This is a genomic window from Clostridium sp. Marseille-QA1073, assembly GCF_054863625.1.
In genome coordinates this window covers 1-16,121 of sequence record NZ_JBSVQM010000031.1, presented here as the reverse complement: position 1 = coordinate 16,121, position 16,121 = coordinate 1, and the positions used below count along the sequence as shown (strand labels likewise).

Sequence of the window (16,121 nt, the reverse complement as noted above, 5' to 3'; positions counted from 1 at the left end):
CAATTCACAATTGTGGATATTTTTCAGCAGAGGTTGAGAAATTTAGAATTGATTTGTTTTTGAAGTTACGACGTAACTTCTTATAAAAACTAGCAATTGTATTGCTAATAAAAAAATCTATTTAAAGAAATTAATTTATAAAATTAATTTCTTCATAAATTGTGAATTGTAAATTGAGCATTATTTTAAGTTGTGAATTGAAATATCCAAGTAAGCAGCTATACTGGGCTATATATAATTTTAAAAGTAGCTTATACACATAACTTTTTATTTTTAACCACTTTATAGTATAACCAATAGGATTTTTGTATAAATTATTAATAAATGCTAAGTTAAATTTTAGCATTTATTATTTTATACGGAGGTATTTTTTAATGGGCAATGAATTATGCTTAGATCTATCAAAATGCTTACCCTATTTAACTGAGGATGAAATAATAAATTTTTCTCCTATGGTAGAAGAGGCTCATGAAATGTTAGAGAATAAAACAGGTTTAGGAAATGATGCCTTAGGGTGGTTAGATTTACCCATAAATTATGATAAAGATGAACTAGATAGAATTGAAACAGTAGCAGAAAAAATAAATAGCAATTCTGATGCCTTTATAATAATTGGCATAGGAGGCTCTTATCTAGGAGCTAGGGCTGTGATAGAAGCTTTAAGGCATAGTTTTTACAATAATCTACCTAGAGAAAAAAGAAAAGGTCCTAAAATTTATTTTGCTGGAAATAATATAAGCTCTACCTATTTATCAGAGATATTAGAGATGGTAGAGGATGTAGATTTTTCAATAAATGTTATATCTAAATCAGGTACCACTACTGAGCCAGCTATTGCTTTTAGATTTTTTAAAAGAGTGCTAGAAGAAAAGTACGGAAAAGAAGGAGCAAAAGAAAGAATTTTTGTAACTACAGATAAAAAAAATGGTGCGCTGAGAAAACTTTGTGAAGATGAAGGCTATGAGAGTTTTACCATTCCAGATGATATTGGAGGAAGATATTCAGTTCTTACTTCAGTAGGATTACTTCCGATAAAGGTAGCTGATATAGATGTTAAAATGCTTTTAAAAGGTGCAGAAGACGCAAGAGAAGAGTATAAAATAATGGATATTAAAAAAAATAATTGTTATAGATATGCAGCCGCAAGACATTTATTGTATATGAAGGCAAAAACAATAGAAATTATTGCTAACTATGAACCTTGCCTAATGTATTTTAATGAATGGTGGAAACAATTATTTGCAGAAAGTCATGGAAAGGAACATAGAGGAATTTTCCCTTCTAGTGTAAATTTTTCTACAGATCTTCATTCAATGGGACAATATATTCAAGATGGTCTTAGAATTTTTTTTGAGACCACAATAAATATAGAGGCTCCTAAAAGAGAGCTTATGATGTTTGAAGATGATAAAAACGTAGATGAATTAAACTTTTTATGTGGTAAAACTATAGATTATGTAAATAAAAGAGCTATGGAAGGTACTGAACTTGCCCATAATGAAGGAGGAGTACCAAACATAAGAATAAGTATAAAAGAATTATCACCTTATTATTTAGGTTATATGATATATTTTTTTGAAAAGGCTTGTGCCATAAGTGGATATCTTTTAGGAATAAATCCGTTCAATCAAGAAGGTGTTGAAGATTATAAGAAAAATATGTTTGCATTACTTGGAAAACCAGGATATGAGAAAAGAAAAGAAGAACTAAATAAGAGATTAGAGGAAATAAGTTATGAGAATTTTAGTAGACGCAGATGCATGTCCAGCGAAACATATCATTGAGGAAGTAGCTGAAAATTTTAATAAAGAACTAATATTTTACTGTGATTTAAATCATGTAATATCTCCAAGTTATGGAGAGGTTAAATACATGGATAGTGGATTTCAAAGTGTGGATATGAAAATAGCTAATGATACAAAGGAAAAGGATATAATAGTAACTCAAGACTACGGAGTTGCAGCCATGGTATTAGGTAAAGGAGCCTATGTCATAAATCCAAAAGGATATATATACACTGATGAAAATATCGATAAGCTTCTTTTTGAACGTCACATTTCGTCAAAAGTAAGAAGAGGTGGAGGTAAAACTTCAAATCCTAAAAAACGTAAAGATGAAGATGATGAAAGACTTTATAAGAACTTATTAAAGTTGGTAAAAGAATACGATAACTTATAGGAATTAACAATTAAGTATGAAGAATTAAGAATTAAGGTTGAAATTAATTTACAAAATTAATTTCTTTAATAGATTTTTTAACTAGCAATGTAATTGCTAGTTTTTTTCACCTCTGGGGAACTTAATCAATTAAGAATTGAAAATGGAAAATTGATAATTGTGGTAGAAATTAATTCTTACAGATTAATTTCTTTAAATAGATTTTTCAATAAAGTTGACTGAGTTACTTTGAAAAGAAATAAATTAAGAACTTCTCTTATAAAAGAGAAGTATCAATAATTCTCCATTGTCAATCGTCAATTTTCAATTGTATAAGGGTTCCCCTAAGGTGCAGTATAATTTGGAACAAAATTATTGAATTTACACTAGCATTATTGAGATAAGCAATATAGCTAAAATATCGCTTAATATTGCAGATATAGTGCCATATCATACTGCACCCAGGAGCTTTATCAATGGAGAATTCAAAATTGACAATTGACAATTAAGGAGGAAATTATTTTTAGGCAAAATAATTTCTTGAATATGTTTCTAAGCTAGCAATGAAATTGCTAGTTATGTGGCGAACATTATTCGCTGCTACAGATAAATAATTGTGGATATTTCTCAGTTACCACTGAGAAATATCCACAATTGTCCATAGTCCATTGTCAATTCTCAATTGCCAAAGGGGTGTAAGAATAATGATGAGAAATCTTCTTAAATTGTGAACTAAATTAATCGCGATTTCTCAATTGTTCTGTATCCATATCTGGTTTTATTCCTTCAGGAAAGATTAGTCCATTATTTGTGCGTTCTATTACAGGATAAGAATCTTTAAAGTTTTGTATATCTACATCCGACTTTTTATATGTATAGGTTGGGTCATATAAATCTTTTTTATCTTTAGGCATTTTCATAGCTCCTTTCTTAAATACAATGTATAATAAAGTTTTTTAGTTATTAATTGAGTATGATGAATAAATATTCGTAATGTTAATCAAACAAAAATGATTTACCTTATTATTGGAATTTGATTGATAATTTATTCTTTTCTATATTTTGGAACTATAGTATAATGAAATAGGGTATATGAAACAAAATAAATGGTTAAATATGGAGTTGATATCTTGAATATATAAGAAGAAAAATTCCATTAATAGTATGATTGAGGGACGGTTTTAATTGCATAGTAATTATCATACTATGAGCTATTTGTAAAGTGTTTTGAGAATTATGAACTGGGGAGGAATGGGTAATAAATGAATGAAATGAATATTATTACAAACATGCAAAGTCCTCAAGAAAAGGGTACAGAAATAACTATTAGTATTGAAAATGAAATAGAACAAAATTTATTATATAAATTTCTAATTGGAAATGATGGAACTTGGGAGACTATTAAAGATTTTCAAAATGATAGTTGTATTAAGTGGCAGCCTAAGGATGATGGAAAATATATAATAATGGTACAAGCCAAAAGTGAAGGAAGCAAGAAGCCTTTTGATTTTATGTCTAAAATCGATTACATAATTGGCAAGTGTGAAGAAAATTTAATAAAATCCATATATTTAGATAGAGATGAAGTTAAAGTTGGAGAAAAGATTAACTTAACTGTAGAGGGAATCTCACCATCTATAATGTATAGGTACTGGGTTAAAGAAAACTCTCGTTGGACTCTTTTAACGGATTATTCTGCTCAAAATAATTTAAGCTATACTCCAAAGCAACACGGAGAAATGGAATTTTTAGTTGAGTGTAAGAATATACAATCAAAAAATTTATTTGATGACTTTAAATCTATAAGATTTGAAGTTCTACCAATTTCTTCATTGGAAATAACCAATTTTAAATGTATATCTACAGAACTTTTAGTTGATAGTGAACTTATTTTTGAAGTGGAAGCTAATTTTGATGAGAGCAGGGTTATATTATATAAATTTGTTAAAATAAATGAATATGGAGAAGTAACTTGTATTCAAGATTATTCTACTAAAAGGCTAGTTAGTTTTAGTGAGAATAAAAAAGGAGATTATAAACTCTTATGTTTAGCTAAAGATATGTATTCACCTAAAGAATTTGATGATAGAGCTATTATTCATTATAAAATTGCTCCTTATAATACTATTAAACTTCTTAGTTTTACTAGTGATTTAAGTTCTCCTCAAGTTATAGATACTGCTATAACATTAAAAGCAGTAGCATCAGGTGGGAGAGAATTATTATATAGGTTTGTCATAGATGGTAATGAAAGTCAAACTACTAAATATAATAATTCAAATAGCTATCTTTGGAAGCCTACAAAATGTGGAGAATATATTATTGAAGTTTACATTAAAGATAAGTCTTTTGATGGAGATTATGAGCTTAAAGAAAAAATGAACTTTACTATAGAAGAAGACTTTGTAGAAAAAGTAGAGATAGCTGAAATTTTATTTGATAAAAAAAGACAGCTTTTAGTTAAAGAACCTATAAATGTTAAAGTTATTGCTACTGGTGGAACAGAATTAAAATATAGTTTTATAGTTAAGAAAAATGATAGAATAGTCGATAAAATAGAATATGGAGATCATAATTGGGTTGACTTTTCTCCAGAAGAAGTAGGACAGTATGAACTTGAAATTATGGTTAAGGATAAACGATCTAAAAGAGAATATGACGTTCATTCTGTAGCTTATATTGATTGCTACGAATATATTCCAGCTAAGATAGAGTATGTCCTAACATCTAGCAAAGAATATTATTTAGTAGGAGATTCCATAGTATTAGAAGCAGTAATGGAAAATACGGAAAATAGCCTTATAAAATATAATATTAAAATAAATGGCCATGAGGTTGAGAAATCTGATCTTATATCAGAGAAAAAATTTAAATTTATTCCAAGATGTGCAGGACGATATGTTGTAGATATTATGAGCAAAAATATTTCAAGTACAGTGGAATATGATAGTAAAAAAAGTTTAATTTTTAATGTATTAGAGGCGCCACCAATTACAAATTGTAAAATAACTATTGATAAGGAAGAATTTAAATGTAATGAGTCAATAAATTTTACAGTAAGTTCTCAAGGTGGAAAAGATACAATATATGAATTTTACCTTATGGAAAAAGGCGATTGGAGATTAATTCAAAAGTATAGTAAAAAAAGCTATTATACTTTTATACCATTTAAAAAGGGCTTCTATAAACTATTGGCATTAACAAAAAGCAGTCATAAGAAAATAGCATATGAAGACTACGATATACTAGAGATTAAGGTAAACTCATAAAAGTTTTGAAAGATAGGTGAGAATTTTGACGGTACAAAACATGGGGAACATTGAAAATAATAATATGAATAGTATGCTGCCAGTTATGCTAGCAGCAAGCATGTTTAAAGGTTCAGGGGAAGGTAGCAGTGAAGGCTTTAATATGATTCTAAGCAGTCTTTTAAATGCCTTAAAAGAAAAGGATGAAGCCAGCAAAATTAATGGACAAGCAGCTTTAGGAGCAAATAATGATTTAACTCATATTACAGATTTAATTTTAAGACCTAACTATAACTTAGATGGAATTGTAAGTAGAGGTGCTAGCAGTGCTAGTTATCATGGAATTAATAATGGATATATTTCTCCTACAACACCTGTAAGTGATGATATTAGAATTGAAAGTGCAATTAAGCAGGCTTCATTAAAACATAATGTAAATGAAGGTTTAATAAGAGCTATTATAAAGGTTGAGTCAGACTTTAATCCTCAAACTGTATCATGGGCAGGGGCAATGGGGCTTATGCAATTGATGCCTGAAAATGTTAGTCATTATGGAGTTAAAGACCCATTTAATATTGAAGAAAATATTGATGCAGGTACAAGACATATAAAAGATTATCTAGAAATGTTTAATGGAGATTTAGAAATGGCATTAGCAGCTTATAATTGCGGACCAGGAACTATGCAGTGGAGAGGTGTAAAAACTCATGCTGACTTTAACAAACTACCAGAAGAAACTCAAAATTATCTTGTGAAAATAAAAAAATATTACAACCCTTAGTCAATGGAAAATGGAGAATTGACAATTGACAATTGTGGTTAAAATTAATTCTTTACGAATTAATTTCTTTAATTGATTTTAAACTAGCAATACAATTGCTAGTTTTTTGTTCACCTCTGGGGAACAGTAGTGAAGCCCTTTAGGGTTCCTCTGAGGTGCAGTATAGTTTGGAGCAGAAATTAGATAATTTAAGCTATAATTTTGAAGAAATATAATTAAGATATTGTTTTAATTGTAGATACTGTACAATATTTTATTGCACCTCAGGGACTTTATCAATGGAGAATGGAAAATTGACAATTAAGGTTGAAATTATTTTTTAGCAAAATAATTTCTTTAATGTATCTTTCACTAGCAATTTTATATTGCTAGTCATTATGGCGAATATTGTTCGCCGCTACGGAATCAATTTTAAATTTCTCAGTTACCACTGAGGAATATCCATAATTGTGAATTTTGCATTGTGAATTGTGAATTGAATAACCTCTTGTTTTATTTTATTCTAAATGTATATAATAAGGAGTGTTAAGTTAGCGGTTGAAAGGTAGGATTAGAATATGATGGAAAGATTAGATAAAGTTTTAGCAAATTTAGGTCATGGAAGTAGAAAAGAGGTTAAGGCACTATGCAAAAAAGGAGAAGTTTTAGTTAATGGGGAAGAAGTTAAAGATAGTGCTATAAAAATTAACCCTGAAGTTGATGTTATTGAGGTTAAAGGGGAAGTTTTAAACTATAGAGAATTTATATATATAATGATGAATAAACCTGATGGAGTGGTAAGTGCTACCTTTGACAATTATGATGAAACAGTAATAGATATTTTAGAGCCAGAATATCAAGTGTTTAAACCATTTCCTGTAGGAAGACTAGACAAAGATACAGTAGGATTACTTTTAATAACTAATGATGGAGAGTTAAATCATAAATTAATATCTCCTAAAAGTCATGTAGATAAGGTTTATTATGCTGAAATAGATAAAGTAGTTACAGAAGAAGATGTTAAAGCTTTTGAAAATAGGATTATATTAGATGATGGATATCAGTGTATGCCTGCTAAATTAGAAATACTTGAAGCTAGCGAGCATGGGTCAGAAGTTTTAGTCACAATTCAAGAAGGTAAATTTCATCAAGTTAAAAGAATGTTTGAAGCAGTAGGTAAATCTGTAGTTTATTTAAGAAGAATAAGCTTTGGTCCACTTAAAATAGATGAAAGTTTAGAAGAAGGCACATATAGAGAATTAACGGAAGAAGAAATAGAAATGCTTAAAAATGTGTAGAAAAAACTTAGATAATTGAAAATGGAAAATTGAAATTGACAATTACGGTTGAAATTAATTCTTTACAAATTAATTTCTTTAACTGATTTTAAACTAGCAATATAATTGCTAGTTTTTTTAGTACAGGTGAACAGTGTTCACCAGTTTTTTTGTATATGTCTCATAATTTAATATTAATATAAAAAATATTATGGCGAACACTGTTCGCCTCTACAATTAGATATTTGAGAATGGAAAATTGACAATTATGATTGAAATTAATTTCTTCAAATGCATTTTTCAATAAAAGTGACTGTGTCACTTTAAAAAGAAATTAATTAAAAGCTTCTCTTATTAAAAGAGAAGTATCCATAATTGTCCATTGTCAATCGTCAATTCTCAATTGTATAAGGGTTATGTAACAATATGTCTTACGAATTAACAGAATATTAATAAAATATACATTTTTACATGATGAAAAACCTCTAAATTTAAAAAGATTGTTAATATATTAAGAAATTTCCAATAAAAATATGTATTTTTTATAAAATTTTTTATAAATATACTTGAATATGGATTGAAATAGTAATATAATAAAGGTGCAAAATAAATAAAGAGATATATAGCCCCCTTTTTATTTATTTCAGGCAGCCCAACCCCAAGGGCTGTCGCATATTTATTGCATGTCGAATTTTGTTGTAATGCATAGTTTGTCATAAAAAATCTTCTAGTAGCAGAGTCGTACTAGAAGATTTTTTATTTTTAAATATAGTAATATATTTTTATGGAAAGCTGTGGATTAAAAATTACTATGAATTTAAATACTATGCTTATGATTATATAATACCCTGAGAGTTAATATATAGCTCAATATAGCCTACGCTCTTAATATTCCAACCTATGGTTTTAAATAATGTAAAATTCGAATTTACAATTCATAAAGTAAATAATCTTTAAGCGTTATTATATTAATAATTGTGTAAAATTATCAAACAATAAATTTTATATAAAAAAATATATAAAATTTTATTATTGCCGATAATTAAACAGATTTCTGTATAATGAAAATATATAAGTTAATAATAATATAGATTTTAGAAGATAATAATATATGATAGATGCAATTTTTAGTTATATGAATATTATAAAATGTTTCATGAAATATATTTAGCTTTTAATCAAGGAGGGAAAAGATGAACATTAGAGAGGTTCTAATTAATTTTATGACAGAACAGGCATATAAGCCTATGAATATACAAGAACTTGCTAAAGTATTTAGCATTGGTAAAAAAGATATTAAAGACTTTAAAAAATTGTTAGATGATATGGAAAAAGACGGACAAATTATTAAAAATAGAGCAGAGTTTTATGGAATTCCAGAAAAAATGGGGTTGGTTTCAGGAACTTTCCAAGGTCATCAAAGAGGATTTGGTTTTGTTATAGCAGATGAGGAAAGACCAGATATATTTATACCTGCAAGCAATGTTAAAGGTGCAATGCATGGAGATAGAGTAGTAGTCAAAATCTTAAAGGATGAAGACAGAGGACGAAAATCCGAAGGGGAAATAATAAGAATAATTGAGAGAAAAAATAAGAAGTTAGTAGGAATATATGAGGATAGTAAAAATTTCGGGTTTGTAGTACCTGATGATCAAAAAATAGCTCAAGATATATTTATTCCAAAAAGTGATAGAAATAGTGCAAAATCTGGTCAAATTGTTGTGGTTGAAATAACTAGATGGCCAGAAAGTAGAAGAAATCCTGAAGGTAAAATTATTGAGATATTAGGCTACAAAGGTGATAGAGGAATTGATATTTTAACAATTATAAGAAAACATAATCTTCCTGAGGATTTTCCAGAGGATGTTGAAAAGTTTACACTTGGCATATCTGAGGAAATACCTAAAGAAGAATATGAAAGAAGACGTGATTTAACAGACGTAAGGATGGTAACCATAGATGGAGAGGATGCAAAAGATTTAGATGATGCAGTTTCTGTGGAAATACTTCCAAATGGAAACTTTAAATTAGGAGTTCATATTGCAGACGTATCTCACTATGTTAAAGAAAAAAGTCCATTAGATAAGGAAGCCTTTAAAAGAGGAACTTCTGTTTACTTAATAGATAGAGTTATACCAATGCTTCCTAAAAAACTTTCAAATGGTGTATGTAGTTTAAATCCTAAAGTAGATAGATTAGCATTAAGCTGTTTTATGGAAATAGATTCTAATGGTAAAGTTTTAAATCATGAAATAATGGAAAGTATCATTAAAACTGATGAGAGAATGACTTATACAGATGTTACTAAAATTTTAAGAGATAAAGATGAAGAAACTATAAAAAAATATGAGTACCTTCATGAAGATTTTAAGAATATGGAAAAACTTTTTGAAATTTTAAATAAGAGAAGATTTAAAAGAGGCTCCATAGATTTTGAATTTGAGGAATCAAAAATTATTTTAGATAAAAACGGAAAGCCTATTGATGTTAGACCTTATGAAAGAGCTGTTTCAAATAGAATTATAGAAGAGTTTATGCTAGTTTGTAATGAAACTGTAGCTGAGCATATGTTCTGGCTTAACATGCCTTTTGTATATAGAGTTCACGAAGACCCAGACGAAGAAAAATTAATGCATTTTAACGAGTTTGTCTACAATTTAGGATACTTTATAAGACATACTTCAGAAGTTCATCCAAGTATGCTTCAAGAGGTCTTAGAAAAAGTAAAGGGTAAAAAGGAAGAAATGGTAGTAAGTAGATTATTACTTCGCTCAATGATGAAAGCTCGCTATTCGCCAGAATGTTTAGGACACTTTGGATTGGCAGCAAAATACTATTGTCACTTTACTTCACCAATAAGAAGATATCCTGATCTTATGATTCATAGAATAATTAAAGAGAGCTTAAATGGTGGATTAAGTGATTCAAGAGATAAAAAGCTTAGAAAAATAGTTGAGGATGCTTCAAAACAATCATCTGATACTGAAAAAATTGCAGTAGAGGCAGAAAGAGAAGTAGACGATCTTAAGAAAGCTGAATACATGTCAGAAAGAATTGGAGAAGAATTTGAAGGTATTATATCTTCAGTTACTAACTTTGGTATGTTTATAGAATTACCTAATACCATAGAAGGATTAGTTCATATAAGCTTTTTAGATGATGACTACTATAGCTATGACGAAAAACGTATATTGCTAATAGGCGAAAGAACTAAGAAAGTATACAGATTAGGTGATGAACTTAAAGTAAGATGCTCTAGGGTTGATCTAGAAGCTCATGAAGTATATTTTGAGATAGTTAAAGATGAAAATGAAGAAACAGAATTAGCTTTAAGTGACTATCCTGTATTACCTCTTGATGAATTTAAAGAGGAATATTCATTATTAGAAAGTTATGATATAGAAGAATAAAAAACTAAAAGTCATGGGTAACCATGACTTTTTTGTAATTTTGTCGAAAACTTAAAAATACTTAGAAATAAAGTATTTTTAAGTATTTTTAACCTTAATATTGTTCCATAGAATTGTATTATGAGGGAAAACATAATATAATATACAGTATATCGATATTAACTTTATACAAAATTAGATCATTTTTATATAAAATTTGTTTTGAAAGAAATGGAGGTAGGTTTTATGGGTATTTCATTAAAAAAAGGACAAAAGGTTGATTTAACAAAAGGTAATCCAGGGTTAAAAAATTTATTAATTGGACTTGGATGGGACACTAATAAATATGACGGTGGTCATCAATTTGATTTAGATACAGCGGCATTTGCCCTTGGAGAAGATGGAAGAGTGCAGAGTGAACAAGATTTTGTGTTCTTCAATAATTTAAGACATAGTTCAGGCTCAATAACACATTTAGGGGATAACTTAACAGGTGATGGAGATGGTGATGATGAGCAAATAACAATTGACTTATCTAAAATCCCAGCAAACATAAGCAAAATTGCTTTCACTGTAACAATTTATGATCCAATAACAAGAGGTCAAAATTTTGGACAAGTATCTAATGCTTTTGTAAGAGTAGTAAATGCTGATAATAATACTGAATTAATCAGATATGATTTAGGAGAAGATTTTAGTATTGAAACAGCTGTTATAGTTGGAGAAATATACAGAAATAATGGTGAATGGAAATTTAATGCAATAGGAAGTGGCTTTGAAGGTGGACTAGAAGCACTATGTAGAAACTTTGGATTAAATGTATAATATATAAAGATACTTAACCTAAGTATCTTTGTTTATATATAAAAGTCATATGGTCAATAAGGAGGAACAGAGATGGGCGTAGTATTAAAAAAGGGACAAAAAGTTGATTTGACTAAAGGACATCCTAAATTAACAAAAATAATAGTAGGCTTAGGATGGGATACCAATTTATATGATGGAGGATATGACTTTGATTTAGATGCTGCTGCTTTCTTGTTGTTAAATAATGGAAGGGTTTCATCAGATGGAGATTTTGTATTTTATAATAATTTAAGCCATGAATCAGGTTCTGTACTTCATATGGGAGATAACCTTACAGGAGATGGTGAAGGTGATGATGAGCAAATAACAATTGATTTAAGTAAGATACCATCAAATATTGAAAAAATAGCTTTCACAGTTACTATTCATGAAGCAGATATAAGACGACAAAATTTTGGACAAGTATCTAATGCTTTTGTAAGAATTGTTGATGCTTCAACAGATAAAGAATTACTTAAATACGATTTAGGAGAAGACTTCAGCGTAGAAACAGCATTAGTTGTTGCAGAGATATATAGATATAATGGTGAATGGAAATTTAATGCTGTAGGCAGTGGCTTTCAAGGAGGATTAGAAGCTCTTTGTAAGAATTTTGGAGTAAATGTATAGAAAACTTAGCAAAAAGAGGTGAGACATATGTCAGTCAATTTACAAAAGGGACAAAAGGTTAGTTTAACTAAAGACAACCCTTCATTATCTAAAATTGTAGTAGGCTTAGGATGGGATGCAGCAGAAAGTAGAAGTGGTGGATTTTTAGGAGGCCTTTTTGGAGGAAAATCAGTAGCAAACATAGATTGTGATGCTTCAGTATTTATGTTAAACCAAAATGGTAAATTAGTGGGAAATAAAAGTGTAGTGTATTTTGGAAATCTAAAAAGCTCTTGTGGAGGAGTAGTTCATACTGGAGATAATCTTACAGGAGATGGTGATGGAGATGATGAGCAAATCATTGTTGAGCTGAATAAAATTAGTCCTAATATCCATAGATTGCTATTTACTGTAAATATATATGATTGTATAAAGAGAAATCAAGATTTTGGTATGATAAAAAATGCCTTTATAAGAGTAGTTGATACTAAAACAAGAAAAGAGTTAATAAAATATAATTTATCAGATGACTATAGTGGTAAGACATCACTGTTAGTTGGAGAATTGTATCGTCATGATGGTGAATGGAAATTTTCTGCACTAGGTGAAGGGACAAATGATACAGGCCTTCAGGACATTGCAAACAGATTAAGATAGTGTATTTTTAAAATTTAGAAGATTAATAAAGAGGTGTAAAAATGAAATTCTTCAAAGAGTCAAAAGAAGAGGTCTTGAAAGAGTTAGATGTAGACTCGTCGCGGGGATTATCTGATGAGGAAGTTAAAAAAAGAATTGAGAAATATGGACATAATCAATTCACTAAACAAGAAGAAGGTAGTCTTTGGGATGATATTAAAGATGCAGTAACAGAACCGATGATGATAATTCTTTTAATTGCTGCTGGTATAAGCGCATTAATAGGTGAGTATCATGATGCAATTGGAATTATCTGTGCTATATCACTAGGTATAACCATTGGTATCGTAACAGAAGGAAAATCTAAAAAAGCAGCAGAAGCCCTAGCTAAGATGACAGAAGATATTGAAGTTAAAGCAATTAGAGGTGGGAAAATACTACAGGTTAACAAAAGTGAGCTTGTACCTGGAGATATAATTATGATTGAAACTGGCGATATGGTGCCAGCAGATGCTAGATTAATTGAAACCTTAGATTTAAAAGTAAGAGAGGATATGTTAACAGGAGAGTCAGATGACGTATCTAAAAATGCAGACAACATAGTAGAGATGGAAGTTATAGAGTCTGAAGGAAAAAATATAGTTCAAGACCCAATTCCGGCAAAACAAACTAACATGATATTTGGAGGTACTCTTGTAGCTTATGGAAGAGGTAAAGCTGTATTAACTTCAACAGGAGATAATACAGAAATGGGTAAAATTGCAGCTAGCCTTGTAGAAGATGATGGAGAAACTCCTCTACAAATTAAATTAGGAGAATTAGGCGGACAAATTTCGAAGATATCTAGTGCTATAGCAGGATTATTATTTATTGCTATGGTTGCAAAGATGGTATTATCAGGTGCATTACATATAGATACTTCAGGATTTATGCCATTTTTAGATTCTATAGGTCCAGTTAAAACAGCATTTATAGTATGTGTTGCTTTAATAGTTGCAGCAGTTCCAGAAGGACTTCCAACAATGATAAATATGACATTAGCAATAACAATGCAAAAGATGGCAAAGATTAATGCTCTTGTTACTAAAAAGGAAGCTTGTGAAACAATAGGAGCTGTAAGTGTAGTATGTTCTGATAAAACAGGTACATTAACACAAAATAGAATGACAGTAGAGAAAGTTTATTTAAATGGAAAATTTGTTGAAAAATCTGAGTTTACTAATGACAATTTCTTTATTGATAACTGTATTGTAAACTCTACAGCAGATGTTGAACCTGAGGGCAATTCCTTTAAATATCTAGGAAGTGCTACTGAATGTGCATTACTTCTTTGTAATGATCCGCATAATTATAAAGAAAAAAGAGAAAGTGCTGAAATAGTACACCAAATACCATTTACTTCAATGCGTAAGAGAATGGTAACTATCATGAAAAATGGACAAGACTCTGTACTACTTTCTAAGGGAGCACCAGAGATCATTTTAAGTCTTTGTAAGTATGAGCATATAAACAATGAAGTAAATGAGCTTACAGAAAAAAGAAGAAGTGAAATTTTATCAGAAATAGAAAAATTACAAAGTCAATCAATGCGTATTTTAGGATTCGGTTATAAATATATGCCATCAGAGTTGGCAGAAGTTGCAGTAGATACAATAGCTGCTGACCAATTTGAGGATGGTCTAATATTTACAGGTTTTGTTGGAATCAAAGATCCACTAAGACCAGAAGTTAAGGAAGCTGTAGAGACAGCTAGAAAAGCTGGAGTACAAACTAAAATGCTTACTGGAGATAATATTAATACTGCAGTGGCAATTGGTAAGGAATTAGGAATAGTAACTGATAACATGAGAGCTGTTGAGGCAACTTTTATTGATACTTTAAGTGATGAAAAACTTAGAGAAGAAATAAAAACAATTGCAATAGTTGCTCGTTCAAAACCAGAAACTAAGATGAGAATAGTTGATGCTCTTCAACATAATGGAGAGGTTGTTGCAGTTACCGGAGATGGAATTAATGACGCGCCAGCATTAACTAAAGCAGATGTTGGAGTAGCAATGGGTATTGCTGGAACAGAAGTTAGTAAGAATGCAGCAGATATAATTCTTACAGATGATAGTTTTGGTACTATTATAAAAGCTATTAAATGGGGAAGAGGAATCTATGAGAACTTCCAAAGATTTATCCAATTCCAAATTACAGTTAATATAGTTGCCTTTCTTATAGCTATTGTTTCTCAGATTACAGGTCATGAAATGCCATTTACGACTATTCAATTATTGTGGGTTAACATTATAATGGATGGTCCACCAGCATTAGCATTAGGTTTAGAGCCAGTAAGAGATAAGGTGTTAAAGAGAAAGCCAGTTAATAGAAAAGCTAATATAATTACAAAGCAAATGTTAACTACTGTAATATTAAATGCATTATATATAACAGCACTGTTGTTTATTCAAATGAATTTTAATATTTTAGGCGCTGAAGTAGCACCTGCTTCAGCTAATGGATTTGTACCTAATGAAATGGAAACCGTATTATTTGGTATATTTGCATTCAGTGCATTATTTAATGCCTTTAACTGTAGAGAATTTGGTAAAGACAGTATAATACCAAACTTTACAAAAAACAAAATTGCTCTACGAGTTATAGTAATAACTGCTATAGGACAATTAATATTTACAGAAGTATTTAAAGATTTCTTTAGTGCAGTAGCATTAAGCCCAATAATGTGGTTAAAGATTATAGGATTATGTTCAACAATTGTAATAGTTAATGAATTAGTTAAACTAGTACTTAGAACATTTGGAGCAAAAGAAGATATGAATGTAGAAGGTAAAATTTCAGCTTAATAGAAATTTTAATTTTTATAATTTTACATTTAAAAGAAAAATAACAAAAAAGTAGCTGTTTAGAAAACAGCTACTTTTTATTTTCTATAGGAAATTATAAAAAGTTAAATCTGAGGATAACTTTAAACAATACACAACCTTAAATAATGCACAATGCACAGTTCACAATTTACAATTAAGGAGGAAATTATTTTTTAGAAAAATAATTTCTTTAATGTACTTTTTCACTAGCAATGCAATTGCTAGTTATGTGGCGAACACTGTTCGCTGCTACAAAATCAATTCTAAATTTCTCAGTGGCAACTGAGAAATATCCATAATTGTGAATTGTGCATTGTGAACTGTGAATTAGA

11 protein-coding genes are annotated in these 16,121 nt (G+C 29.5%); 10 read left to right on the top strand and 1 reads right to left on the bottom strand.

Annotated features, from left to right (window positions below; all coding sequences use genetic code 11):
• Window positions 1-374: 374 nt before the first annotated feature.
• A complete protein-coding gene (locus tag ACY1IQ_RS19065; protein WP_461615469.1) occupies window positions 375-1,784 on the top strand; it encodes a glucose-6-phosphate isomerase in 1,410 nt (469 codons plus the stop codon).
• Window positions 1,735-2,178: a YaiI/YqxD family protein gene (locus ACY1IQ_RS19060; protein ID WP_461615468.1), complete on the top strand. Its 444-nt coding sequence runs from the start codon at window positions 1,735-1,737 to the stop codon at window positions 2,176-2,178. The genes ACY1IQ_RS19065 and ACY1IQ_RS19060 overlap by 50 nt, the downstream gene beginning before the upstream one ends.
• Window positions 2,179-2,894: 716 nt before the next feature.
• On the opposite strand, the gene ACY1IQ_RS19055 is transcribed toward ACY1IQ_RS19060, so the two are convergent.
• On the bottom strand, window positions 2,895-3,077 hold the full coding sequence (locus ACY1IQ_RS19055; protein WP_461615467.1) for a hypothetical protein: 183 nt from the start codon (window positions 3,075-3,077) through the stop codon (window positions 2,895-2,897).
• Window positions 3,078-3,419: 342 nt separating this feature from the next.
• Here ACY1IQ_RS19055 and ACY1IQ_RS19050 point away from each other — a divergent pair, with 342 nt between their 5' ends.
• The 8 genes from ACY1IQ_RS19050 to ACY1IQ_RS19015 all read left to right on the top strand — a co-directional run bounded on the left by ACY1IQ_RS19050 (window position 3,420) and on the right by ACY1IQ_RS19015 (window position 15,768).
• Window positions 3,420-5,426: a triple tyrosine motif-containing protein gene (locus ACY1IQ_RS19050; protein ID WP_461615466.1), complete on the top strand. Its 2,007-nt coding sequence runs from the start codon at window positions 3,420-3,422 to the stop codon at window positions 5,424-5,426.
• Between the two features lie 40 nt (window positions 5,427-5,466).
• Window positions 5,467-6,186 (top strand): lytic transglycosylase domain-containing protein, encoded by a 720-nt coding sequence (locus tag ACY1IQ_RS19045; RefSeq protein ID WP_461615465.1) that lies wholly within the window; start codon window positions 5,467-5,469, stop codon window positions 6,184-6,186.
• 560 nt (window positions 6,187-6,746) lie between these two features.
• Complete coding sequence (locus tag ACY1IQ_RS19040) at window positions 6,747-7,463, top strand: pseudouridine synthase (protein ID WP_461615464.1); 717 nt, start codon at window positions 6,747-6,749, stop codon at window positions 7,461-7,463.
• Between the two features lie 1,172 nt (window positions 7,464-8,635).
• A complete protein-coding gene (gene rnr, locus ACY1IQ_RS19035) occupies window positions 8,636-10,852 on the top strand; it encodes a ribonuclease R (RefSeq protein ID WP_461615463.1) in 2,217 nt (738 codons plus the stop codon).
• A gap of 225 nt (window positions 10,853-11,077) precedes the next feature.
• The gene (locus ACY1IQ_RS19030) at window positions 11,078-11,656 is read left to right on the top strand and encodes a TerD family protein (RefSeq protein WP_461615462.1); all 579 of its coding nucleotides are present in this window, start codon (window positions 11,078-11,080) and stop codon (window positions 11,654-11,656) included.
• A 72-nt stretch (window positions 11,657-11,728) separates the two neighbouring features.
• A complete protein-coding gene (locus ACY1IQ_RS19025; protein ID WP_461615461.1) occupies window positions 11,729-12,307 on the top strand; it encodes a TerD family protein in 579 nt (192 codons plus the stop codon).
• Window positions 12,308-12,334: 27 nt separating this feature from the next.
• Window positions 12,335-12,943 carry a TerD family protein gene (locus ACY1IQ_RS19020; protein WP_461615460.1) on the top strand — a complete coding sequence of 203 codons (609 nt, stop codon included), beginning with the start codon at window positions 12,335-12,337 and terminating at the stop codon, window positions 12,941-12,943.
• Between the two features lie 41 nt (window positions 12,944-12,984).
• Entirely contained in the window at window positions 12,985-15,768 is a 2,784-nt protein-coding gene (locus ACY1IQ_RS19015; protein ID WP_461615459.1) for a calcium-translocating P-type ATPase, PMCA-type, read from the top strand.
• Window positions 15,769-16,121: the final 353 nt, after the last annotated feature.